Raw genomic sequence first — 24,431 nt, forward strand, 5'->3', positions numbered from 1 at the left:
ACATTTGGTCGAGAACAAACGCCCCGGACACCATATCCCCGGGACATTTACTCTGAGTCGTTGTGCTCAACCATGAATCGACTACCAGCGAGCGTAGTGGTCCTCGGCCGCCCCCACGAAGTCCGTGATTGCTATCGAATCTGAACCTTCAGGCATCATAGTACCACTGCACAGGTTGAAGCCAACAGTCTGACCCTGCGTTGTCCGGCCTGAAGCTGTTGCCCTCTTCCATGGCGTCGTCCCGATGCCTCTTCCGGCAATGAGACTTCGGCTATTGCATCCAGGAACGGATTTGTTTCTCTACGTTGGCCAGTCGGTCGTGTTCACGTTCGTCGGTCGTATAGCTGGAATAGATGTGCAGGACCGGTCGGTCCTTGTCAGGCAGCACGAGGGTATACCCGTCTTCCTCGCGTTCCTTGACCCCTTCAACGAACTCCGCTGTGTCACGATGGAGCTCGCTCATGCGGCGCATGATCGTTCCCTTCGACTCCCACGGGCATGGCAATTCGATGTGAGTGGGATCCCGGACCGGTGTCTCCTGCTTCAGCGTGACGAGGTCTTCCCCTGTCTTGGCAAGCGTCTCAAGGAGAAAACCGATGGACAGCATACCGTCATAGAAGGGGAGAGCGCGGGAGAAGATGAAGCCTCCCAGGATGTCCGCGCCGGCGTCGGTGTTTGTCGCCTCGCGGATGATGTTGCGTGGCAGAGTCGAGCACCAGTGCACATCGACACCCTGGTCCCTGACGTACCGTTCCAGCTCGATCGATGCCGTAATGGGAAGGGTTACCGAGTTCAGGACCCCGGACCGATGCACGGAGCCAATTATGAGTGCTGTGGTACGAGTATCTGAAAGGATCTCACCACTCCGGTCCACGATGAAGACTTTCTCGCCGGAGGCGTCCAGGATCACGCCGAACGATGTTCCAAGCGACTTGACCATGGAAGACAGCTTTCGCTTGGCGTCTCGGAAATCGGACGCCGTCCTCACTGCCCTGCGCCCGTCAGCGTAGGCGTTCAGTGAAATGATCTCGAGGCCGAACTCTCCTGCAATGGCAGGAAAGAGCTGGACGGGAGTGCCATACGAGTAGTCGACGACGAACCGGATGCCAGACGACTGGATGGCGGCTACATCCAGAGAGCTCAGGAAGTAGTCACGATATGACTCTACCACACGAGGCGGAATATCGATGGTCCCCACCTCTTCGACGTCGGCGCGGGCAAATTCTTCCCGGAAGAAAAGACGCTCGATGGCTCCTTCCTGCGTGGTGGAAAGATCGAACCCTGATCGGTCATAGAATCGTATCGTCGTGAGCCGGCGGTCGAAGGGTGAGCGCAGGACGTGAACGCCACCACTTCCCGCGAACGACTTGACGGCGAATCGTGCCAGGGGCACTGGGGCTGCCTGAAGGTCCATGACGCGTACGCCGGCGCTCATGAGGCCCCCGATGACCGAACGTTTGAGCATGCGTGAAGACTGGTGGTCGTCGCGCGCAGTGAAAACGACCGAACCCTTGCCAAGGAACGTGCCATAGGCGCAGCCCAGTTTGGCACACATCTCCGGAGTGACTTCGACGTTGTTGACGCCGACGATGCCATAGGATCCAAACAGAGCTCTTGACCAAGCCTTGCCCCAGACGACGTTGCTCGTGACCGTGGAACCTGGTTCGACCGTCTTGCCCGGCCAGATCTGGACCTGGGACTTGAGGACTGATCCTTGTCCAATAATGCAATCGTCAGCCACAGTGTTGTCGCCCTCGAGAAGGACATCCTTGCCGACATGGACGTTCTTGCCCACGATCGAGTTGAAGATATGGGCTCCTGACTCTACGACGACGCCGTCCCACAGGACTGAGTTGTCGATGTCCGCTCCACTCTGCACAACGGCGTGGTCGCCGATGAAGGAGCTGCGCACGTGTGCTTCGCCGACAGTTGTGTCCTTGCCGATGAGGACCGACCCATCGAATCCCTTGAAGCTCGAAATCTTGCTTCCTTCGCCGACCCAGACATCACTGCCGATGCGGCCGATACGTTCGCCTTGGGGTTCAAGGTCGACCTTTCCTTTCAGCACGTCTCCGTGCGCGTGTTTGTACTCGCGGATGTTGCCGACATCGCGCCAGTAGCCAGGAGCGATGTACCCGAACAGCGGCTGATTGTGCGCCAGCAGGGTGGGGAACAGGTTCTTGGAGAAGTCGGCCTCCTTGTCCTCAGGAATGTCATTCCACACGGAAGGCTCCAGGACATAGATCCCGGTGTTCACAGTGTCAGAGAACACCTCTCCCCAAGATGGTTTCTCGAGGAAACGTACAATACGCCCTTCGGGGTCAGTGATAACAATGCCATACTCCAGAGGGTTCTCCACTCGCGACAACGTGATTGTCGCAGCTGCCTTGTGTTCGCGATGATACTGAACTGCCTTCGTGAGGTCGATGTCAGTGACGATGTCGGCGGCAATGACCAGGAACGTCTCCTGCAGGCTGGCTCGCGCGAGCCCAACGGCTCCGGCGGTCCCCAGGTCCTCTTGACTGGTGACATAGTCGATCTTTACACCGAAATCGCTGCCATCACCGAAGTAGCTGCGTATGGCATCGGGCTGGTGATACAGGATGACAACGAGGTCATCGAACCCGTGCTTCTTGAGCAGTCGTATGATGTGCAGCATCATGGGGCGGTTGGCGAATGGAACCATCGGTTTTGGAAGATTGATGGTCAATGGGCGTAAGCGGGTACCAAAACCTCCTGCCAGGATGACTGCTTTCATGAGGGCACCTCCATGGAATGGTACAGTGCGAGATAGTCGCGCGCGCTAGCCTGCCATGAGAAGTCGCAGGCCATGCCAATGGCCTGGATACGTCGGAATGTGTCGCGATCGGCGTACAGCCGTACGGCGCGCCTCACTGCGTCAAGGAACTCGGATGGCGTCGCATCGTCGAAGCTGATGCCGTTCCCGGTCCCTGTCTTGGGATGGACATCCTGAACGGTGTCCTTCAAGCCGCCCGTTCGCCGTACGACAGGGACACTGCCATAGCGGAGCGCAATCATCTGCGACAGGCCGCACGGCTCGAACCTCGAGGGCATGAGGAAGAAATCCGATCCGGCATACATGCGGTGTGCCAGACCTTCGTCGAACCTCTGGTTCAGCACGAAACGTCCGGGATAAGCGGCAGCCTTCGCCGTCAGAGCTGTCTCGATTTCTGTGTCGCCCGTGCCAAGGATCATCAGGTTCATGGGAAGCGACATCATGTGGTCGAATGTGCCCAGCATGAGATCGACTCCCTTCTGAGCAACCAGTCGTGACACCATGACGAACAAGGGACGGTCGGGCTCTGTCGCGAGTCCAGTTTCCTGCAACAGACTCTCCTTGTCCTGCAGCTTTCCAGCAAGCGATGAGGGGCTGTACATATGCGGTAGTGCTCCATCCGCGGACGGATCCCAGTAGGAACAGTCGATACCATTGAGAATGCCACTCAGGTGCTCACGCCGCGTGGCGAGAATGCCGTGAAGCCCGAAACCGTACTCATCGGTCTGGATTTCGCGGGCATACGTCGGAGAGACGGTATTGATTTCGTCGGCCCAGACGATGCCCCCTTTGAGGTAATTCACCTTGCCGTAGAACTCGAGGCTATGGACGCTGAAGACTGAACTCGGCAGTCCGATATCAGGCAGGATCTCGGGGGAGAAGAGCCCCTGGTAGGCGATGTTGTGGATCGTCAGCAGCGTCTTCTCCCGGCGCTCCGGATAGAGGATGTGCAGATAGACGGGCAGCAGCGCGGCTTGCCAGTCGTGCACGTGGATGACGTCAGCGCCGCCAAGTGCGATGATGGTCTCGAGTGCTGCACGCGCAAAGAAGGCGAACCGCAGCCAGTTGTCTGGATAGTCACCCTCGCGCGTATTGTAGAGGCCATCACGTTCGAAGAACTCGTTCTGAGCGATGAAGTACGTCTGCTGGTGGCGGAGGACCGTGTAGGGCAGGGCCCTGCCGCCCATCGTCAATGTGCCAGTCATGACCTGCTCCAGTGGCAGGTGTTTTGCCATGATGGTGCGATAGAACGGCAGAATCAGGAACGTGTCCGCCCCGAGGACATGCAGAGCTGCAGGAAGGCTGCCCGTGACGTCTCCGAGACCGCCCGTCTTGGCATAGGGAAGTGCTTCCGAGGCTACAAAGAAGACTTTCACAGCTGTACCTCACGCAGGAACTGCGCAGTCTCCTCTGGTATCGTCGGGTTGATGTAGAACCCGGTCCCCCTCTCGAATCCAGCAGTGTGCGTGACGCGAGGCATGATTTCAAAATGCCAGTGGTAATGGGGAAGACTCTCCGTGTTGAGAGGTGCCATGTGGAGGACCAGGTTGAAGGGCGGGTCGTCAAGTGCTCCGCGCAGCCGCTGCAGGGTACATTTCAGAAGACCCGCGAGTTCCAGAACGTCGTTCCGGGTTGTCCGCGCATAGTCGCTTTCGTGCTGCTTGGGCAAGATCCACGTCTCAAAAGGGAAGCGCTGGGCAAATGGTACGACACTGATGAACCGTTCACTGTCCTCGATGACACGCTTGCGGTCGGAAAGCTCTTGCTGAATGAGGTCACAGAAAACGCATCGGTCTTTGTACTCATAGTATTGCAGAGCGCCAGTCAGTTCTTCCTGGACACTCAAGGGCACGATGGGGAGGGCAATGATCTGGGAGTGGGGGTGCTGCAGAGACGCACCAGCCCGCGCGCCCTTATTCTTGAACACCATGGCATACTTGAACCGCTTGTCGCGGGCGAGGTCGATGATGCGGTCGTGCCAGGCCCACAGCACTTCTTTGATCTGTATCTCAGGCATCAGTGCCATTTCCTCGTCATGGTTGGGAGTCTCGATGACGATCTCATGCGCGCCGATGCCGTTCATCATGTCGTACATGCCCTCACCGCGTTTGTCCATCGTACCTTCGATTTTCAGCGCCGGGAACTTGTTGGGGACGACGCGCACCCACCATCCCGGCTCATTGGGCCTGGAGTCGGCCCTGCGGTATGAGAGGATCTCCGGCGGCGTACTTGCCTCGTTCCCAGGTTCGAATGGACACTTGGACAGATCGGCAAGACGGTCCTCCTTGTCTGTCTTGAAGTTGCCTGGGCGCAGTGCGCGTTCTGTGGCAATGATGACCCACCGTCCAATGATCGGGTCTTTGCGCAGCTCGGGCATCACATCCGCCTCAGGTCTTCAAGATGAAGATGCTCAAAAACGTGGTCTACTGGCCGTTCCTGTTCAGAGGTGTGGTATGGCTCTCCTTCTGCTGCTGCGAGCAGGTCTCGAACCTTGCGATGATGTTCCAGGAACCTCGACATCCCGTACGAACGAGCCTGACCTGTCGTGATGAGGAAAGGCCAGTCAGAACTCTCCTCGAGCAGGACCTCTCGCAGCAGTGTGTCGCCGGCAGAGCCATTGAGGTTTGGAAGAAGCCTGACGAATCGGCGTTGATCGCTGTGGATCATGTCCCAGATCCAGGAGGTCTCAGAGTTCATCCACGTATCGTGTCCACCCCCGGTACCCCAGCTGGATTCGCGCAGTCGCCCGAGGGGCAGATCGCGCTCGGCCAGGACTGTTGTCGGGGTGACTGCCGAGACGGATTCCTGCGTGGCCAAGTCGCGGAGCACGGCGGCCATCCATCCCGGCCCCTCATACCACCAGTGTCCGAAGAGTTCGGTATCGTAGGCTGCTACGACTACACCCGGGTCGCCAGTGAGCCTCTGTCGTTGCGCCGCGAGGTCCCTGACCAGTGAAGCGAAATGCGCGGCATGTTCTGCAGCGCGCTTGCGCGCTTCGTCCGGGCTGTAGAGCTCCTTTGCTCCCAGATCAGTCTGTTTGCTCGTAATGCGCCAGTACTGCCACCCCGAGCCTTCGCACCGCTTGTGGAACTCGCGATAGACGCCGTCTCCCGGATAGCCGAGGTCACGTGACCAGACCTGCTTGCTCGTTGCGGGGTTACGCAGGAAGACTGCGACGCCTGCGCCGATGTCCCATGGTGTCCATGGAGCCTCAGCGCTCGTTGCAGCGGGAATGTGCCCGCCAGCGTACTGCTGTGCAGTGCCGGCATCGAACGCGGGTGCATCCGCAATGAAGTAGCGCAATCCTTGCTCGGCGAGGAGGCGCTCGACGCCAGGGAGATAGCCGCATTCCGGCAACCAGAAGCCCACGGGCTTTCGGCCCATCCAGTGCTCATACGTCGCCGCTCCCGCCCGGATCTGCAGGCGCCTTGATTCGTCGTTGCTGAATAGTGGCATGTAGCCATGCGTGGCACAGGAGGTCAGCACCTCCAGGCGTCCCCGCTCCTGCAAGCTGGCGAAGGCCCCCACCAGATCACCGCCCAGCGCGTCGAACTGTCGAAGACGCTGGTCCAGTTCTTCACGGTAGAACGTGTTGAGGCCGTGAGCCTCTGGCGTATCCGGCAGGCGTGAGACGTCCCGTTCCAGTGCCTTGCGTTTTGTGTCGACCCACATGCGGAAGCTGTCGACAAATGCGGGGGACTTGAGCTGTTCCATGAGAATGGGAGTGATGCCGACTGCGATTGAGGCGGGTATATCGTCGCGTGCAAGGCATTCCAGCCCCTCCAGCAGGGGAAGGTACGTGTCCAATACGATCTCGTGCAACCACTCTTCGCCGAAAGGCCAGCGTCCCTTGCCAAGGACGTAGGGCAGATGCGAATGCAGAACCAGGACAAAGCGACCATTCATGTCAGCCTCCAATATCAAGGGTCAGGTGCCGTGACGTTTGCAGGTCAAGCGCAATGGACACTGTCATTCCCTGGTAGACAGTTTCGATGCCGCTCTCTGAATTCGAGACCGTCCTTATCGGAGACAGTTCCACATGAACAGGGCAGCTGGTCCGTACCGAGAGAGGATGAGATTCGGTTCCGATGCTGAAGGAGTCCGCCACAAACGAGCGTTCTCTGTCTTCCCACCACAGTGCCAGGTTCAGCTCACATACGTACCAGTCCTGCAGTGCCTCGATCTCGAAATCGACACGGAGCCCGCCCTTAGTCGGCGCGAATGTCTTGACAATCAGCCCGGGCGCCTCGAACCGCGCCCAGGTCTGGCCGAGTTCTGCAGAGTACTCTTCCATCGCAGGTTCATCGCCTGTGGCGGCATCGAGTGACGGACCGAAGCGATCGATGAAGCTGACCCGCATGTGATCGTCGAATTGAAGTGCGCCAAGGGCATCAGGGTCCTTGAGGCACAGAGTCTCGTGGATGTTAGATGCTCCCTGCGCTTCACTCCGCGACGTGGCTTCGAGCATCCGGTCATGGTAGGCCTCGTGGTATCTTGTCATGACATTGCTCCAGGACCACGCCTGCCGCAGGTCGTCCCACAGGACCAGGCGACCGCCGCAGGCGTGCAGGAAGAACACCTGGTCCTCGGTTGCCATGACGACCTCAGGCCGCCCGTCAGCGTCCGTGTCCTGCAGCCACGCACCCAGGCGTCGCTCCGGCATCAGCCGTTCGGCTGTGAGGAGCTCGGCGTAGACGGCGTCGCGAAGGTGTGGAAGGTACAGCCCTCCGAAGATACCGTGCCAATATGCGCAATTGCACTGGCTTCGAAGGTAGTGCGTGCGGGCTTCCCCGCCCGCCTCGCCCACCTCACTGCCGACGAACAGCATGCGTTTGTGCATGCGGTTGGCCTCCGGGTATCGGGCCAGAAAGTTGCGAAATGTGCCTCCGCTGAGGAACGAACGGTCCTCCGGACTGATCTTCTCGTGCAGGTCTGCGAACGCCTTCTGCCGCGACGCTCCCAGTGACCATTCCTCCATCTCGGCGTACGAGCAGGCCGGCAGGTAGACGCGCTCCCGTGGCTGCAAAGAAGACGCAGCTTCGCCGACCGTCACGGTGACGACGTCGTCCGCATCTGTCAGCGCCTGAAAGAGTCGTCGCAGCCATCCGCCGACATGGACGTGATCATAAGTGCCCGGCCACATGCCGAACTTCTCACCGTCGTCTCCATACACGAACACTTCTGCATCGTTGGGACTCTGACGGATGAAGCGCAGGGTCTCGTCAGGCTCCGCCCACGGAATCTTGTAGCGCAGCTCCTTGAGGATAGGGAACACCTTGATCGTGTGCCCTTCTTCCTCGGTGACGTAGACATGAAACAGGTCTGTTCCGTGGAGCCCTGTCTTCTCGAATCCATTGTCGTCAAGCAGGGTCCATTGGACTCCAGCCAAGGCCAGGGAACGTGCAAGGTGTGGCTCCCACGCTCGTTCGGTCAGCCACAGGCCGGTGGGTCGTTGTCCAAAGAGTCTCAGAAGTTCGTCACTCATGAGCTGGATCTGCGAAATGCGGTCGTTCTCCGGCAGCAGTTGCAGGATGGGTTCGTAGAAGCCTCCACCGACCAGCTCCAATTGACCTCGCGCGACTAGCTTCCGCATGAGGTCCAGGTATGCGTACAGATGATTCCGTTCGATGAACTCCAGGAGTGGCCCCGAGGTGTGAAGAGAGACCTTGATACACGGGAAGTCAGTCAGCGTTTCGAGGAATGGCAGATAGGCGCGGTTGATGGCCTCTCGGAACACGCTGTCGAAATTGCCCACCGGCTGGTGATTATGAATGCACAGACACAGCTTCTTCATATCACACCTCCCAGTGCTGGAGTTCGTAGTCCATGTCAGGGAGTGTCATCGACATTACTCCCCTGACAGGAATGGTTGCAACCAGGCGTCCTCCGCCGGAGACCAGGACGGTGAAGGTGACACGTTCGCCTCGTTGAGCTCTGATTGTCGTGAAGGGAAGCTTGACTTGCAGGGTTTTCTGCAGGGCCCAGTCGGTATCGCCAGGAGGCTCTGTCCACCCTGTGACCATGCCGCCCTCTCGTTGGACGACGAAGCGGCTCGGTCCCACCTGTGAAGACAGACGTACTTCGACCCTCAGGTCCTCGGTGGCTGCCATCTCGGGCGTCAACTGTACCAGAAGATACATCGCGGATAGGCTGTACCCGATGCGCAGCGACGCTACGGCGGGGGCTCCGGAGTTCATCGCACCTCCTCCGCTGTCCGGCCGGAAACAGCGTCCAGATGCCCAATCGAGATACGTCGCTGGTCCTCCGTCGATCCGCGGATTCATGAGACCGGCGGGTTCGACGGCAACTGTCAGTGGCTCGCTGTCCAGAACTGGTTCGAGGAGCTGATCCGGGACTGGACGACCAGCCTGCGTGTAGACGTTCGTCAAGTGCCTCCGATAGAGATCATCGAACTGAACTGACGTCTCGGCTGTGCGCTCACGACCATACCACCAGTTCCAGTCAGACCCTTCGGCTGCAAGCAGGGACATGCATGAGCGTTCCTGTTCAGCTGGGTCAAATCGTCCCCAGTCCTCCCGGGTCGCCCGGAGGTACCCCCATGCTTCATTGTCTTCTTCTTCACCGATCCAGACGCGGAAGTTGCCGTCGATCCACGAACCCGGGCGGAAGGCAGGCATATCTGATGCCGATACGCCCTTCAGTGCGTCGCTTACCGTCATGAGCCGTACGTCGGATTCACTGGCAAGCGCTGTGTAGAGAGCCCGGAGAAACGGAACCCCGCCTCCGGGGTAGAACTCCCATGCGTTCTCGCCATCCATGATGATCGACAACATTCCGGGCCGGTCGAGGCTGTCCCTTACTGTGCGCACGTGCTCTATGAACTCCGACACTGCGTCATCTGTGGTCATTGATGCGTACTTGAAGCCGATGGCATCTGAGAGCGCGCGGTCGCGGAAGATCATCGAAATATCCCCAGCGGTCGTCTGCACCCGGTAGGGGCAGTACAGCACTGACCGGGGTTCTCCAGGGAGCTCTCGTAGCAGGATATCCTCATCGGTGGCCGTCCATGAGAAGCCGGCGCGCGCGATCTCGGCAACTGCCTGCGGCGACACGCTGCCCTCGGAAGGCCAGCACCCTGAGATCGGCAGCCCTAAGAGCTGCTCGACATACTGCTTTCCGAGTTGCAGTTGGTGCAGCGCGTCTTCGGGGTGGCGAAACGCTGGGTGTGGCAGGGGAGTGTCCTGGACCACGGCAGCAGTGTCCGTATCGATAAGCAGCGGAAGAATCGGGTGCGCATAGGGCGATGTAGCCACTTCAACCTGCCCCGACCGGCAGAGTCCTGCCAATCTCGGGAGGAAGTCCCGGACCAGGTCACGTTGAGCGTGAACCAGCGTTGCACGGTCCTCTTCGGTGAAGTCCCGGGCTTTGCCCAGAAGAGTTGCTCCCCCTGGCCTTTCCCTGAGTTCGCTGGAGCACGTCCACGCCCGCGTGAACAGGCATTGAAGGTCCCGCAGCTCCTGTTCCGACCAAATCTTGATTGGCTCAGACCTTCGCAGGGACAGTTGGCGGTAACGGGAGTCTTGTTCGATAACGCGTTGCTGGTTGACGTCGAAGAACATCGCGACAAGCCGTGCACGCTGGTCCATGTCGAGCTCGTCGACTCGCCTCGCAGATAGCTCCAGCCACTCGTCGGTGCACTTGTCGTTGGCATAGGCATCGAGCTGGGCAGCCAGGACCGGCGTCATGTTGATTGTGACGTGCGCTGCGGGCTGCTCTTCGAGCAGGTGGAGCATCATCGTGTAGTTGCGTGCGCAGTGAAGCCGAGTCCACGGAAGCAGCGCCGTTCCCGACGTGAGATCCTGATACTGTGGCTGGTGAAAGTGCCACACGAAACAGACGGCAAGGAGGGGGGGCATATCTATAGACCCCTTCGGGGTCTGCAGCCCGGTCGGTCCCTGCAACAGAGGTGGAAGCATCCTGAGAGCGTTACACCCCTTTGGGGTCTGCTGCTCAGTCGGCTTTGGTATGTGTCCAGCATCGTTTTCTCCCTTATATTCTCTTCATCGTAGTATAGGAAATCCGGGAAGAAAGTCACTCGCGACACAGGATTCTGGAGGCAAGGGCTGTGTTGAGGAAAACGAAAAGCGCCGGGTTTGATCCCGGCGTGGCGCTTGTGAATGTGCGGTGTTCAGCTCAGATACTGCTGGATCATCTTCTCCGTAACGCCGCGATGTCTCGCGATGTCAGCATAGAACCATCCGCTGGTGCGTACCGTCCTCTCGAGCGTGGCGTAGTCCACTGCGACGATGCCGAATCTCGCACTCAGGCCCTCGGCCCACTCGAAATTGTCCATCAGGGACCAGTGATAGTAGCGCTGTACATCGATACCGTCCTCGATCAGGCGGCTCACCTGGAGAAGATGGTCGTAGATGTACCTCGTCCGGAAGGCGTCCTTGGCATCGGCCGTGCCATTCTCGGTGATGAAGATGGGGCTATGGTAGCGGTCCCAGTACTTCTTGCACACACGATACAGTCCCTCAGGGTACAGCTCCCACCCAAGGTCGTTCTTCTGGCTGTCTTCGCGTACCTCAAGCCTGCCCAGTGGGTTCGTGGACTTGTCGGAGCAATCGACGATATCGCGCGTGTAGTAGTTGATACCGAGGAAATCGAAGTACCGACCTTCGCCGAGAGGGTACCCCCTGCCCAGCGGCGAGAGGAGCCTTCCCTCGCACATCCCTGTGACAAAGAGCTCCTGGAAGAGTCGTTCATACATGCCCGCCGCCCACCGTTCACGACCGTTGCCATGCTTGGAATCGAACAGCCTGAGGTGATTGGCGACGCCAACCATCGTATCATTGTAGCCATTGGAGTCACGCACCTGATGAATCTTGCGATAGGACTTGATGTGTGCCATGATCATGTTGCGGGCGCCCCGGAAGTATTTGGTGATGCTGATGTCGCTCGGCGGCCATCTGCCCATGACGTATCCCGCCGCGAGGTAGACGTTCGGCTCGTTGATGGTGCACCAGTCACTCACGAGGTCGCCAAGGTTCTCGACGACATACGCGGTGTACCGCTCAAAAAGGTCGACGACGTCCGGGTTGACCCAGGCACCCGCGTCTTCGAGCCACAGTGGGTTCGAGAAATGGTGCAGCGTGACAAGAGGCCTGATTCCGGCGTTCACGAGTTGCTGTATCTCGAGACGATAGTGGCTGACAGCATCCTTGTCGAACTGGCCCCGTGCCGGCTCGATGCGGCTCCACTCGAGACTCATCCGATAGGTCTGCTGATGGAGCTGCTTCATGAGTGCAATGTCTTCAGTCACCCGGTTCCAGTGGTCGTCAGCTACGATACAGCTGGTGCCATCCTTGACATGACCGGTCTGGACCCAGCGATACCAGCTGTTGTTGCGATCACCACCCTCGATCTGCAGTGAAGCTGTCGCCGTGCCCAGCAGGAAACTCTCCGGCAGTGCAAATGGTTTCATGGTCATACCTCCTTGTCTCGTGATGCCGCTCTCAGCAGTATGCCTGAATCGACCGGTCGCGCAACTCGCGCCATGGGCACTCGCAAGACTGTGTGAATGCCTTGCCGCTCTGGAGCCACAGCCTCGCCGTTCACGGTCCATCGAGCGGATGTGTCGGGGATGCCGATCAGTGCTTCGCCTTCGAGTTGGGCGGTGTCGAACCGCCGAAGTTCGATGGATGTTTCGTGGCACTCGAAGTGCGCGATATCGAGTCCCGGGAACAGGTGGGTCGTCGTTCCGAGGAGTTCAATGTTGTCTCCATTCGCCTTCCGGAGACAGGTCGAATCGAAGGGAAGGAGCTGCAGAGACTCTTGTCCGTCGACCAGGCGCCCGTTGCAGTAATAGATACCAGGATCTAGGTCTATCGTGGCAGGTCGGGAACCCAGGTTGGCAGCCACGACGTAGGTGGCGTTCTCTGCGCTCAAGGTCAGGCGCCATGCCTCGCCGAATGGTCTAGCCTCGAGGGCGGCCTTCGCAGAGAACGGAAACTGGGAAAGATACTGCCTGAGTTGTGCGTCCGTATAGGAGGAGATGTCGTCTGACGTGAAGACGAGGCCCCCCATCGCCTGGTTCACCAGGAACAGGGTGCGACGCTGCGCCTCGGTCAAACTGTTTCCGGTGTCGCGAAGGATGGTGACGTCCGGATCGTTCCAGAAGGCCATTCCGTTCAGATGTCTTCGGCCGATAGCGTTGCGCAGCGCGCAGACTGTCGATACCCGCTCGCGGTAGTGAATCGTTGAGAGCAGGCGGTCCTCCCATTTCAGGGCGACGTCTCCACCGATTCGGCAGAAGTCGACCTGTCCGAATGCAGGGCCAAGTGGAACGCCACATCCCAGGATGAGGTTATCCCCGATGATGTCGCGCAGGAACTGCATGGATTCGGACATGACCTGGCCTCGTGTCTTGCCCTCGGGGGCTTTGCGGCAGGCGGCGTACAAGAAGTCGAGCTTGACCAGGTCGAAGTGCCAGGCGTGCAGGATCAGGTCGAAGACATCGCGGAGATAGGAGCGGACGGTCGGGTTCGCCACGTCAAGCGAGTAGAAGAAACCGCTCCAGCTTGGGTTGTAGCCGGCCTTGACGGGCTTTCCGTGGTCATCTGTCAGGAACCAGTCGGGATGATTGCGCAGCAGGTCAGATCTCTCCTCGGCGATGAAGGGCGTCACCCACAAGCCGGCCTTGTAGCCGCGTCTGTGGATTGCATCGGCCATGGTCCCCATCCCGTCCGGGAACTTGGCGTTGGCTGTCAGCCAGTCGCCGACGGCATGTTGCCACCCGTCGTCGATCTGGAAGACATCGAGAGGGACCTTGTGTTCGCCCAAAGCGTCGAGGTTGTGCTGGATGATCTCCTGCGTGATGCCCGTGTAGTAGTTGTACCAGCTTGTCCATCCGGTCAGAGGTGGCGTCCGGAGAGGTCGGAGGCCAAGGAGGTCGAAATAGCAGCCAAACGTCTCCCGGTCCGTTCCCGTTCCTACGTACACGTCGTACAGAACATATGGGCTAGCAGGCGTGACCCCGCCGCATTCCTTCTGGAGCGTGACCCTTCCTGCGGAGGCGGCGACCGTCACCAGGGTGAACCCTGTCTGTTCGGCCAGCGAACCAAACAGGGTCAGAAGATCGGACTTGGTCCGAACGTATCCATAGGTCCAGCCATGGAAACGCCCCGGAAATCCGGGGTTCGTGACGAACTCGTAGTCGCCGTACATGGAACACCGTGAGCGGGCCAGCCTGTTGAGCGAGGGGATGCGATCCCGGGGCCCCAGCTCACGAGATTCTGTCCACGTCTGGTAGCCATTCACGAAGATGCGGCTGTATGGTGGAACAGGAACGGGGACTCGCAGTTCGGCCGCGAGCAGCGTCACTGTGGTGCGAGGCGTCACGGTGACGGTCCAGCGTTCGCCGGGGACGGTCGCTCCTGTCGTCGGCGCAATGACGAGATCATCGTTTTCCGCTTGATCAATCAGATCGAAATTCAGGGTCATGACGACCCCTTCGCGACGATAGGTCAGTTTGCCCTTCACATTTTTCATCCTATGCCTCCCCGGTTGTTTCGTGGGCCCCATCAGCCGTGTGTGTCGCATAGAATGCAGGTTCCAGGCCAGTCGCCCCGAGGTACGCGGATCGAACCGAAGCCACAAAGTCGGGAATTCGTTCCTGCTCGACGAGTGCGATTGCACAGCCTCCGAAACCGGCGCCCATCATGCGGGCTCCCAGACATCCTGGGGCCTGAAGTGCCGCACTTACGATCACGTCGAGATACGATCCGGTCACTTCGTAGTCATCCCTTAGCGATGCGTGAGACTCCGTGAGCAGTCTCCCGAATGTGACCAGATCGCCGGCCGCCAGCACGCGAGAGGCTTGTTCCACACGTGCCTGCTCGGAGATGACATGACGCGCTCTTCGCTGCAGAACTGGGTCTGAAACGTGGGCCAGGACGTCCCTCCATTGGGCGTGGACAAGGCCGTTTCGGGGCGCGTCTGTTCCGAGAAGGTGGAGAACGGCATCGCACTCGGCTCTGCGTTCATTGTACTTGGAGTCGGTCAGTCGCCGCTGCCTGGACGTGTTCATGATGACGAGAGCGTGTGCCCCCAGGGCAACAGGCACATAGTGGTAGTCCTGTGATTCGCAGTCGAGCAGCAGGGCACAGTCTTTTTTGCCGAGTGCGACGGCGAACTGATCCATGATGCCGCAGTTGACCCCGGCAAACTGGTTCTCTACCTTCTGGCAGAGCAGGGCGATGGCCTTGAGGTCGTCCGTGGGAGCCTCCGCAAGTGCGAGAAAGGAAAACGCGGTCAGTACTTCCATGGCAGCGGAAGACGAGAGCCCTGCTCCCTGCGGAAGTGTCGTGGTGAAGAGGACATCGGTCCCCCTCAGATCGACTCCCTGAAGAAGGAGTTCATGGAGGACCCCCGCGGGATAGTTTCCCCAGCCACGGGCAGGGTCGGGTTCGATGGGCCGATCCAAGTCGATCTCGACGGCCAGCGGGTCGTCCGATGAGCGGAGTCTGACGAGATGGTCGGATCGAAGTCGGCAGGCTGCCGCAATCCCCAGCGTGACTGCTACGGGCATGACTAGACCGCCGTTGTAGTCGATGTGTTCCCCAATGAGGTTTACTCTGCCGGGAGCGAAGAATCCTCGGACCTCAAGGTCCCCGGGACCGTACAGATGCACGAATTCATCGGCAACGGATAGAGGCATGTCTACGCTTTCTCCTCGGTCTGAGCAAATCTTCTGCATGCAGCCGCAAGAGCTGGTGCAGTATCCTCCACGCGCAGGGTATTGCATGCTGCCCAAGCGCCCATCTCTGAGGAGGCGTAGTATTTCACGGTTGTCTCGTTGCGGAGTGGAGGGTAGAACTCGATGTGAAAGTGGTACGACTCCTCGCAGCCGGCATCTTCCGGGCTGTTCACCGGTGTCTGATGGATGCACATCATGTAGGGGAAGCGCCGGGCGAACAAGAGGTCGAATCCTCCAGTAAGCGTCTTGAGCATGCGAGCGAGCTCGGTCCGTTCCGAAGAAGTGAAGTCGGTGAAGGATCCCCTGTGAGCGCGGCTTGTGACGAACACTCCGTAGGGATAGTCAGTGAACGAGGGGATGTATGCCACAAAACTCTCGTTCGACAAGATGACACGTCGGCGATCCGACGCCTCGCTGCGGGTGAGGTCACAGAACAGGCAGCTTCCATGCTGGTCATGCCAGGCGCGTGCGCTATCCAGTTCCGTTCGGATCTTCAATGGGACGAATGGATAGGCGTAGATCTGCCCATGGGGGTGTCTCATCGTGACGCCGACTTCCTCGCCACGATTCTCGAAGGGGAAGATATACTTGATGCGAGGGTCACCAGAGAGAATCTTCTGCCTCTCGGTCCAGAGTTCCACAAGCCGGATCAGATGAGCGACACTCAGGTCGTGGAGACTGACATCGTGCTGTGGAGAGTACAAGATCACCTCGCACTTGCCGTAGTTGGGAGCAACCGGCGAGAGCTCTGATCCGACTGCGTCGGGTTCGTCGGGATCCGCCGTCAGTGCCGGGAAGTCATTGTCGTATGCGAGAACGTCGTAGGTGGACGGAACGTTGCCCGATCCAGGGCAGAAGGGACAGCCGTCAGCACGCAGGTTGGGTCGTGCCTGCCTGTTGCCCGCTATCATCGTCCATGTGCGCAGAAGTGGGTTCCATCGTAGTTCCGCCATCGTAGTCCTCCTGTTTCGCTACAGTGCCGCAGCACTGGCCTTACGTCTTGCAGTATAGGCTAACGCCTCCATTGGTACAGGACGGGCGATGCTGTCTGCTTGTTCATGCACTCCGTACAGACTATACTTGCTACATAATCCAGTATGTGCTGAAGAGGTGGAGGGGATGATGAGTGGAACAGTTCTCGTGACCGGTGGCGCTGGCTACATTGGATCGCACACTGTACGCAGGCTCGTACGAAATGGCTACCGAGTCGCCGTGTTCGACAACCTGTCCAAAGGGCATCGCTGGGCCGTTCCACAGGACGTTCCACTTATTGTCGGTGACATCGCCGACACGGCCCACGTCGCGATGACCATCCGGCAGTTCCACGTGACAAGCATCATACACTTTGCAGCCTTCAGTCTTGTCGGCGAATCGATGATTGAGCCTCGCGCCTACTACACGAACAATGTGACTGGTACGCTGCATCTTCTCGACGCCATGCGTGCAACTGGGGTTGACCGCATCGTCTTCTCCAGCTCTGCCGCCGTCTATGGAGAGCCGGCCAGCGTTCCCATAGACGAGGACAGCACGTTGGCACCGACAAACGTCTATGGGCGCACCAAGCTCGTCATCGAGGGAATCCTGCATGACTACGCGGCGGCATACGGGTTGCGTTCGGTCTCGCTGAGGTATTTCAATGCCGCCGGAGCCGACCCCGATGGCGGGATCGGCGAAGACCATGATCCGGAGACGCATCTGATACCTCTTGTGCTCCAGGCTGCAGCCGGCCGGAGCTCGTCGGTGAGTGTGTTCGGGAGCGACTACCCGACGGCTGACGGCACCTGCATCCGGGACTACGTCCACGTGAGTGATCTTGCAGATGCCCATGTTCTCGCCTTGGAGTCACTCGAGCGGCAGACGGAGGCCACCTATAATCTGGGAAACGGTGAAGGATTTTCGGTGAGGAAGATTATCGAGACTGCCCAACGGATCGTGGGCCACAACATACCGATTCTTGAGGCGGGCCGGCGCGTGGGGGACCCTGCAGTGCTCGTTGCCGGCAATCTTCGTGCATGCAGAGAACTGGGGTGGGCACCTCAGCTGGCCGACCTCGAGGCTATTGTCCGGACAGCCTGGAACTGGGAGCAGCATCGACCGATCCGCTAGTCACACGTGATGGCGCGGTCTTCCCGGGTACGTTTTTTGACGAGCTTGCTTAATGCTGTAGAATAAACAGGCGGCAAGATACCAGACCGACCCGAAAACTGATTCTCGGAGGCACGAATGCGTGGCCAGTACGTCTCGTTAGCCATGAATCTCGTCATTGGGCTGTCCTTCTTCCTGTATGGTATGAAACTCCTTGGGGACGGCCTTCAGAAAGCGGCCGGGGATTCTCTCAGACGTATCCTGCAGGCTCTTACCAACAAACCAATCCGCGGAGTCCTGGTGGGCATGCTGGTCACCGGCATCATCCAAAGCAGTGGAGCCACCACCGTCATGGTCGTCGGGTTCGCCAATGCTGGACTGATGACGCTGAGGCAGGCCATGGGAGTCATTTTCGGCGCCAACGTCGGGACGACCATCACAGCCCAGATCATCGTGCTCAAACTGGACAAGCTGGTATGGCTCTTCATGGTCGTCGGCGTCATGATGGAGTTCTTCGTCAAGCGCAAGACCAGCAAGGCTGTCGGCGAGGCCATCCTCGGTTTCGGCATCCTGTTCTTCGGCCTGTATTTCATGGCGGACACTCTCGCGCCGCTCAAGGACAGTCAGGGCTTCATCGACTTCCTGGTACGGTTTGGCAATATCCCCATCCTGGGCGCCGGAGCCGGAGCCGTGTTCACAGCGCTCATCCAGAGTTCGTCGGTGACCACCAGCCTGGTCGTCGCCCTGGCGATGAAAGGCATGATTACGCTGCCGTCGGCTATCGCCCTGATCCTGGGGGCTAACATTGGAACGACCTTGACCGCGGGGTTGGCGAGTCTCGGTGCTAACGTCACCAGCAAGCGAGCGGCACTCACGCACTTCCTCTTCAACTGCATGGGCACGGCCATCATGTTCCCATTCCTCAAGCCCTTTGCCAACCTCGTGGAACTCACGGCATCGACGCTTCCCCACCAGGTGGCCAACGCGCACACGATGTTCAACGTCCTCATGACCATCGTCGCGCTGATCTTCATCAATCCGTTCGAGAAGCTGGTCGTGCGTCTTCTGCCGTCCAAGGAGAAGGAGGTCGAAACCCGGATCGTCCAGTTCATCGACGATCGGGTACTTGTAACGCCGTCCGTGGCCCTCTCGCAGGCGACCCAGGAACTCTACCGCATGGGCCATGTTGCCTATGAGATGGTAGACAACTGCAGGATCGCCCTCTTCGAGAACCGTATGAATCTCCTCGAGAACGTGCTGGGCAACGAGGAACTGGTGAACTCTATGCAGAAGGAGATCACGGGTTATCTCACCAAGATCACCGAACACGATCTCTCGGAAGCACAGGGCACGCGTGTCATGGCCCTGATGCATGCAGTCAACGACATCGAACGCGTCGGCGACCATGCGACCAACCTCGTCGAACTCATCCAGATCAAGGACGACAAGCGGCTGAAGTTCACCAACGGTACCCAGGATGACCTCAAGACGGAGTTTGCTCACGTCCTGAAGACGCTTGACGAGGCCATGGACGCCCTTCGGGACTATGATGTCGAACGCGCCCACCGCGTGAAGGACATGGAAGATCGCTGCGACGTGATGACGAAGGAGTGCATGTCCCGCAATATCTCCCGGCTGAACGCGCATGAGCTGGACCCACAGGTCGGTGTCGTCGTCGTGGACCTGTTCACGAACCTCGAGCGCGTCTCAGACCACGCCGACAACATCGCGGACGTCGTCCTGGGCGTGTACTAGGCGCGCTTCGTTCAGGAATACGCTGAGCCCCCGCCTGCAAGGCGGGGGCTTCTCAGTTCGGCAGGACTCGTCTCGACGGCCTCAAGGAGTCGAAGCGCTGCGGCTCCGGTCTCTGATGTATAGATGGTGTGGCGTGATGGCTACGTCCGGTTCTGTTGTGGGAACAGCATTGCCTGCAGGTCTCGTGCGTTCTGCACCGCCTGACCCCGGTGGCAGTTGTTGGTCATGACGAACATCAGCGGTGCGCTTGCAGCCATGGCGCGAATGGACGGAAGCATCTGCTCCAGCTCCTCTTTCGAGTAGAGGTAGTCGTACCGTTCGTCGCGGCTCGCGCCGAACCAGTTCGAATTGCGTCCGTGCAGCCGGAGATAGGCGACGTCGCTGGTGACGGCCGGGACCAGAGGCAGGAGATTGCGCAGCTGTGGCTCGTCGACGGCGACGTAGCCAAGGTGTTCCTGTCTGAGGAACGCCAGTGAGTCTCCGTTGTGCCAGCTTCGGTCGCGGAACTCGATAGAAAGAGGCAATCGGGGCAGCATATCGCGGGTCGTCAGGAGAAACCTCCGGTTTTCCGGAGTGTCCCGGAACCACGGCGGATACTGGAGGACAACAGTTCCCAGACGGCCTGCGTCAGCCATCGGCGTCACTGCTTCCCAGAACGCCATGAACGCGGGCGCCAGGAGGGCGGCGCTCTTGAGTCCCGAAGCCAGATCAGGAAACGCTGGGCGTCCCGGAGCGACCGGCCTCATCGCGTTCCATACTTCGTGCGTCATGCTTCGGTGTGCCTTGACGGTGAACAGAAAGCCAGGTGGTGTCTTCTGGAAGAGAGCCTCGATCAAGGGAATGGTGGGCATGTGGTAGAAGCTGCTGTCCAGCTCGACCGCGTTGAAGCCGAGCGTGCGGGCGTAGTGGACAAGGTACAGCGAGGGGCGCAGGTCGGGCGGGTAGACGACGCCTTTCCAGTCAGGGAACGAGTATCCGCATGTGCCGATACGTATCTCTGCATTCATGGCCACGGTTCCTCCTCTGGTTGCTCTGCCACCATTGCCGGCGGTTCCTCTGCCAGTGTACTGTCCGCCAGCGAATAGTATAGAAGGCGTATTGTCTCACCTATTATCTACTCCAAATTGCATCGTTGCCTCACGAATGAATCTACTCCAATCCAGGTGACTAAGGAGGAACCATGGAAGAGGGTGAGCAGAGGAGAGGTGAAGAGATGGGGTTGACCATGAAGCAACGACGAGCGGTGATGGAAGAGCTGCGAGCAAAGTACGCCCATGCAACGAAGAAGGAGAAGTCGAGGATCCTGGATGAGTTCGTGGACCTGACACATCTCAACCGTTCGTACGCACGCAGCACCCTGCGAGCGAGGGGGGCGCAGGGAAGGGGTCCCGTCCATCGCCCTCGTCCCGGCATGCTCCTCCTGCGGCAGGTCCCTGTCCAGACTGCTGCCCAGTAGGACCCTCCCCGGCCAGGGTTCGTCGCTGTGGACTTGGTGACCCATGAAGGCAGTGTTGCCAGCGGAGAGTATGCCTGCACCCTGGACGTCACCGACGTGGCGACAGGGTGGACCGAGACCAGGGCAGTGCGGAACAAGAGTCAGGAGCATATTGTTGCTGCACTGAGAGGCATACGCAGCGACCTCCTGTTCCCACTCCTGGGCATCCATTCGGATAACGGGAGCGAGTTCATGAACAACCACCTGATCCGTTACTGTCATCAGGAGCACATCACCAAGGCACGGTCACGTCCATACAGGAAGCATGACAGTTGCTTCGTGGAGCAGAAGAACTGGAGCATCGTCCGCAAGACGGTCTGGTACCCCCGGTATGACACCGAGGAAGAGGTCCTGCTCATGAACACCATCTATCGCTCACTCCGGCTGTTCACCAACTTCTTCCTGCCGGTGATGCAGCTCACCCAGAAGACACGGCAGGGAGCCAAGGTGACCCGCTCGTATGACGCACCCTGCTCTCCGTATGAGCGTGTCCTGGCGTCCCCCTGTATCACGGAGCAAACAAAGGAGGCGCTCAGGGCTCAGGAGTGGCACCCTGACCCCGTCGCTCTCCATGATACGATCCTTGCAGATGAACGGCGCCTGCGGGACCTTGTCCTCACGAAGAACAAGGACCGGCCCCACATCACTCCGAGGAAAGGCAACAACTGGCAACTTCACCCGGTTTCGAGGTGATTCTGATGTGAGGCAACGACTCCCCGTTCGAGTAGGTTTACTCGTGAGGCAATAGGTAGGTAGGCGAGAGCGGTCATTCCCTGAATGGGGTCTGCTCGGATTTCGTCTGCCACTGCCGAAGCAGCTCTCTGCAGATACTCAGCGCTTCCATCCCCAGCCCTTCTCCGCACGCCGTGAGCAGCCTGGCGATGGTTTCGCCAGAGGTGTCTGTGTCCACACGCATGTTCTGAAGGAGCTTATCTACTGCGATGGCCTGTGCTTCCAGTAGCAGGAAGGCCGCCTGGACTTCGGCGATGCGCCTGGCATAGTCGCTGTCGACCGCGGTCACAAAGAGGCGGAACGTCCAGAATGCGGAGCTCATGTCGAGGTGGTCAGGGTCTCCTGTGGCGTAGGGATCTGGGTATCCAGGAGCTGTTGCCATCATAGCCAGTGGATACCACGGCGTGTAGGGAAGCTCGTCGGGAATCCCGGAGGCTCGCCAGACAGTCACGGACTGCGGTCCGGGGGCTTGGTTCCTCAGTTCGGTTACAGAGGATTCCTGTGTGGTCCAGACCGAAATCGGGCGCATGGTGGTCTGAGCCACGTTCTTGTGGAAGCTGCCGCTCATTCCCAGAGCCTGCCGGGTGGACTGTCCGTGGGGGGCGACGCAGCGCAGGCACGCCATGACATCACCAAGGGTCACGGGGTGCTGTGGCACGCATGAAAATGGCATGTTGTCCAGCGGGAATTCTTGCCCCGTGAGCAGGAAGAGCCCGGTCTGCTGTCGGCTGGTGCTCAATGGAGAATCATTGATCTCGGGCGGTCCGTAAGCTCCCTTGAAATCGAAAGGCTCTGTTCCAGTGGGATCGTACCACCCGCGCTGTATGGCATGGGTCTCCAGGTCCGCCGACGCAAGAAACCGGTCTATATTCGCCAAGTCGACCTGACGGGAGATGAGATAGTTTGGCAGGACGACGACCGCATCGTCGGGGACGCGTTCCGCCAGCCACTCGTGACCCCCGGGGATCTGAAGGACCCACGCCTCATGCTGGTCCGCGATCGTGATGATACGAGCATCGCAGTAGCCGTATGCCTCGACAAGCTGGCCCGCCATCAGGACGCCCTCACGGGCGGAGCGGGCCTGTTCGGCGACCAGTTGTGGCAGGAAGTGGCCGATGCCACCCCGCTCCAGCTCAGGCTGCTGTTCACGTGTGCCTGCGGCGCTGTCGCAGCAAATACTGACCCCCTCGCTGTTGAGAAAGCTGTCTGCGAAGTCCTGTCCGACCAGCTCTGTCCAGTCGTAGGCCAGGGTGTCCTCGGGCACAGGAAGTTCCAGAGAGGTGTGTGGCTCGCGGTACAGCAGCGTTCCGTCTCTCAGCCGCGTAGCGGCAGGATGTTCACCGGCCTTGACGATGTGGTGACGCACGACCAGCCGGTGCGCGTCATCTTCATTGTGACCGACGACAAGGCAACCCGACTGCGATGCAGACCGGCCGACGACAATCGTCGTGCAGCCCAGTTCATCGCTTTCAGGTCCAGACAGGCGCATCAATGCTGCTCCAGTGTTCGTATGGCATCGGCGATACGGGTCAGTCCCTCCTGCACCGTCGAGCGTGGGCATGCGATGTTCATGCGTGCGAAGCCTTCGCCGCCAGGACCAAAGACGTACCCTTCGTCGAGACCGACTCTGGCCTTCTCGCGCAAGAAGTCCGAGAGCTGATGGACGTCCATGCCAAGTGGGCGGAAGTCCAGCCACATCAGATACGTTCCCTCAATGGGCATGACCTTGATCTGCGGCATGTGGTCCTGGACGAACAGTCGGACATATGTCACGTTACCCTCTATGTAGTGCAGCACCTGGGTGAGCCAGTCATCACCCTCACGGAACGACGCTTCCAGGGCAGTGTATCCAAATGGTGTGACCATGCCCACGGCTCCGTTGATGCGACGTTGCAGCGCCGCGCGCATCTTGGGGTTGGGAACGATGATGAAGCTGGTGGCCAGGCCCGCAAGATTGAATGTCTTTGACGGTGCCATGCACACGATGCTGTTCTGCTCGAGTTCAGGGCTCAGGGATGCAAACGGGACATGGCGCGAGCCGTTTAGTAGCAGCTCACAGTGTATTTCGTCTGACACGACGATCGCATCGTTGGCCAGGGCGATCTCGCCAACGGCTATGAGTTCGTCCCGCGACCAGACGCGGCCTACGGGATTGTGCGGGCTGCACAGGATGATCATCTTTGTCGGTGATGGGCACGTCGACATGCCGGACATGCGTGGCTGGAAAATGCCTTTCAGCCCATCGAGGTCCATCACGTATTCGCGGCCGTTCCAGTGCAGTTCGTTGTTGGCGACTTGACAGCCATTCTCGCGGACGGCTGACCAGAACGGGTAGTAAACCGGGCTCTGAAGAACGACCTCATCCCCGGGGATCGTGAACGCGCGCACTGCAGCATGAAGAGCGGGCACGACGCCGGGTGTGAACAACAGCCACTCAGGATCGACTTTCCACTGGTAGTTGCGCCACAGGCGCTGCGTGACGGCCTCCAGGACGGACGGACTCGGACATGAGTAGCCGTAGCACTCGTGCTGGGCACGCCGTATCAGTGCTTCCGTGACCGGTTTCGGTATGGGGAAATCCATGTCTGCCACCCACATCGGCAGGACGTCCTCGCTCCCAAAGACGGCACAGCTCTGATCCCACTTGACGCAACCCGTGTTGTGTCGTTCAAGCTCGCGTTCAAAGTCGTAGTTCATTCCCCTCTCCTTTTGTCCCATAGGGCGCCGTCACATCGAGGAGTCTGACAGGGGCGACCGTTCTTGCAGGCAATCCATGCAAGTATACCAGCATGTTTCGTGACGTGAAGTAGCCCGCGCGGCAACACTGAAAGAGCTTGCTCCCGCAG

At 59.3% G+C, this 24,431-nt stretch carries 17 protein-coding genes; 4 read left to right on the forward strand and 13 right to left on the reverse strand.

The genetic code is table 11. The features are described 5' to 3' along the window. Positions 1–271 precede the first annotated feature (271 nt). The 10 genes from C0398_03515 to galT (C0398_03560) all read right to left on the reverse strand — a co-directional run bounded on the left by C0398_03515 (position 272) and on the right by galT (C0398_03560) (position 16,471). Positions 272–2,758, reverse strand: coding sequence for a nucleotidyltransferase (locus C0398_03515; GenBank protein MBA4365062.1), 2,487 nt, complete (start codon positions 2,756–2,758; stop codon positions 272–274). Then, complete coding sequence (locus C0398_03520) at positions 2,755–4,173, reverse strand: glycogen synthase GlgA (protein ID MBA4365063.1); 1,419 nt, start codon at positions 4,171–4,173, stop codon at positions 2,755–2,757. Before C0398_03520 ends, C0398_03515 begins: the two co-directional genes overlap by 4 nt. Then, positions 4,170–5,174 (reverse strand): galactose-1-phosphate uridylyltransferase, encoded by a 1,005-nt coding sequence (galT, locus tag C0398_03525; GenBank protein ID MBA4365064.1) that lies wholly within the window; start codon positions 5,172–5,174, stop codon positions 4,170–4,172. The genes C0398_03520 and galT (C0398_03525) overlap by 4 nt, the downstream gene beginning before the upstream one ends. Then, entirely contained in the window at positions 5,174–6,703 is a 1,530-nt protein-coding gene (locus C0398_03530; GenBank protein MBA4365065.1) for a 1,4-alpha-glucan branching protein, read from the reverse strand. The genes galT (C0398_03525) and C0398_03530 overlap by 1 nt, the downstream gene beginning before the upstream one ends. Position 6,704: 1 nt before the next feature. Continuing rightward, positions 6,705–8,591 carry a hypothetical protein gene (locus C0398_03535; protein MBA4365066.1) on the reverse strand — a complete coding sequence of 629 codons (1,887 nt, stop codon included), beginning with the start codon at positions 8,589–8,591 and terminating at the stop codon, positions 6,705–6,707. A gap of 1 nt (position 8,592) precedes the next feature. Beyond that, complete coding sequence (locus C0398_03540) at positions 8,593–10,734, reverse strand: hypothetical protein (protein MBA4365067.1); 2,142 nt, start codon at positions 10,732–10,734, stop codon at positions 8,593–8,595. 212 nt (positions 10,735–10,946) lie between these two features. Beyond that, on the reverse strand, positions 10,947–12,245 hold the full coding sequence (locus C0398_03545) for a glycoside hydrolase family 1 protein (GenBank protein ID MBA4365068.1): 1,299 nt from the start codon (positions 12,243–12,245) through the stop codon (positions 10,947–10,949). Positions 12,246–12,247: 2 nt separating this feature from the next. After that, positions 12,248–14,362, reverse strand: coding sequence for an alpha-galactosidase (locus C0398_03550; GenBank protein MBA4365069.1), 2,115 nt, complete (start codon positions 14,360–14,362; stop codon positions 12,248–12,250). Next, positions 14,313–15,479, reverse strand: coding sequence for a galactokinase (locus tag C0398_03555; protein ID MBA4365070.1), 1,167 nt, complete (start codon positions 15,477–15,479; stop codon positions 14,313–14,315). The genes C0398_03550 and C0398_03555 overlap by 50 nt, the downstream gene beginning before the upstream one ends. A 2-nt stretch (positions 15,480–15,481) precedes the next feature. Further along, entirely contained in the window at positions 15,482–16,471 is a 990-nt protein-coding gene (gene galT / locus C0398_03560) for a galactose-1-phosphate uridylyltransferase (GenBank protein ID MBA4365071.1), read from the reverse strand. Positions 16,472–16,640: 169 nt separating this feature from the next. Between galT (C0398_03560) and galE the strand changes: the two genes are divergently transcribed. Further along, entirely contained in the window at positions 16,641–17,624 is a 984-nt protein-coding gene (gene galE, locus C0398_03565; protein ID MBA4365072.1) for a UDP-glucose 4-epimerase GalE, read from the forward strand. 117 nt (positions 17,625–17,741) lie between these two features. Continuing rightward, positions 17,742–19,358: a sodium:solute symporter gene (locus C0398_03570; protein MBA4365073.1), complete on the forward strand. Its 1,617-nt coding sequence runs from the start codon at positions 17,742–17,744 to the stop codon at positions 19,356–19,358. A 140-nt stretch (positions 19,359–19,498) separates the two neighbouring features. Here the strand turns inward: C0398_03570 and C0398_03575 are convergent, their stop codons facing one another. Then, positions 19,499–20,371, reverse strand: coding sequence for a DUF72 domain-containing protein (locus C0398_03575; protein MBA4365074.1), 873 nt, complete (start codon positions 20,369–20,371; stop codon positions 19,499–19,501). A 167-nt stretch (positions 20,372–20,538) separates the two neighbouring features. Between C0398_03575 and C0398_03580 the strand changes: the two genes are divergently transcribed. Continuing rightward, on the forward strand, positions 20,539–20,814 hold the full coding sequence (locus tag C0398_03580) for a hypothetical protein (GenBank protein ID MBA4365075.1): 276 nt from the start codon (positions 20,539–20,541) through the stop codon (positions 20,812–20,814). Positions 20,815–20,841: 27 nt separating this feature from the next. Further along, positions 20,842–21,546: a hypothetical protein gene (locus C0398_03585; protein ID MBA4365076.1), complete on the forward strand. Its 705-nt coding sequence runs from the start codon at positions 20,842–20,844 to the stop codon at positions 21,544–21,546. 73 nt (positions 21,547–21,619) lie between these two features. Here the strand turns inward: C0398_03585 and C0398_03590 are convergent, their stop codons facing one another. Both C0398_03590 and C0398_03595 read right to left on the reverse strand, forming a co-directional pair. Beyond that, entirely contained in the window at positions 21,620–23,146 is a 1,527-nt protein-coding gene (locus C0398_03590; GenBank protein ID MBA4365077.1) for a hypothetical protein, read from the reverse strand. After that, positions 23,074–24,282 (reverse strand): cystathionine beta-lyase, encoded by a 1,209-nt coding sequence (locus C0398_03595; GenBank protein ID MBA4365078.1) that lies wholly within the window; start codon positions 24,280–24,282, stop codon positions 23,074–23,076. Before C0398_03595 ends, C0398_03590 begins: the two co-directional genes overlap by 73 nt. Positions 24,283–24,431: the final 149 nt, after the last annotated feature.

Origin of the sequence: Coprothermobacter sp. (assembly GCA_013824685.1) — a bacterium.
Classification (GTDB): domain Bacteria; phylum Caldisericota; class Caldisericia; order Cryosericales; family Cryosericaceae; genus Cryosericum.

Bases quoted from the DNA above. Each gene is read 5' to 3' on its own strand.
- galE (MBA4365072.1), top strand. From the start codon at position 16,641: ATGAGTGGAACAGTTCTCGTGACCGGTGGCGCTGGCTACATTGGATCG.
- C0398_03580 (MBA4365075.1), top strand. From the start codon at position 20,539: ATGGAAGAGGGTGAGCAGAGGAGAGGTGAAGAGATGGGGTTGACCATG.
- C0398_03515 (MBA4365062.1), bottom strand. From the start codon at position 2,758: ATGAAAGCAGTCATCCTGGCAGGAGGTTTTGGTACCCGCTTACGCCCA.
- galT (MBA4365064.1), bottom strand. From the start codon at position 5,174: ATGCCCGAGCTGCGCAAAGACCCGATCATTGGACGGTGGGTCATCATT.
- C0398_03545 (MBA4365068.1), bottom strand. From the start codon at position 12,245: ATGAAACCATTTGCACTGCCGGAGAGTTTCCTGCTGGGCACGGCGACA.
- C0398_03595 (MBA4365078.1), bottom strand. From the start codon at position 24,282: ATGAACTACGACTTTGAACGCGAGCTTGAACGACACAACACGGGTTGC.
- C0398_03555 (MBA4365070.1), bottom strand. From the start codon at position 15,479: ATGCCTCTATCCGTTGCCGATGAATTCGTGCATCTGTACGGTCCCGGG.
- C0398_03530 (MBA4365065.1), bottom strand. From the start codon at position 6,703: ATGAATGGTCGCTTTGTCCTGGTTCTGCATTCGCATCTGCCCTACGTC.
- galT (MBA4365071.1), bottom strand. From the start codon at position 16,471: ATGGCGGAACTACGATGGAACCCACTTCTGCGCACATGGACGATGATA.
- C0398_03535 (MBA4365066.1), bottom strand. From the start codon at position 8,591: ATGAAGAAGCTGTGTCTGTGCATTCATAATCACCAGCCGGTGGGCAAT.
- C0398_03570 (MBA4365073.1), top strand. From the start codon at position 17,742: ATGCGTGGCCAGTACGTCTCGTTAGCCATGAATCTCGTCATTGGGCTG.
- C0398_03540 (MBA4365067.1), bottom strand. From the start codon at position 10,734: ATGCTTCCACCTCTGTTGCAGGGACCGACCGGGCTGCAGACCCCGAAG.
- C0398_03590 (MBA4365077.1), bottom strand. From the start codon at position 23,146: ATGCCCACGCTCGACGGTGCAGGAGGGACTGACCCGTATCGCCGATGC.
- C0398_03550 (MBA4365069.1), bottom strand. From the start codon at position 14,362: ATGCGACACACACGGCTGATGGGGCCCACGAAACAACCGGGGAGGCAT.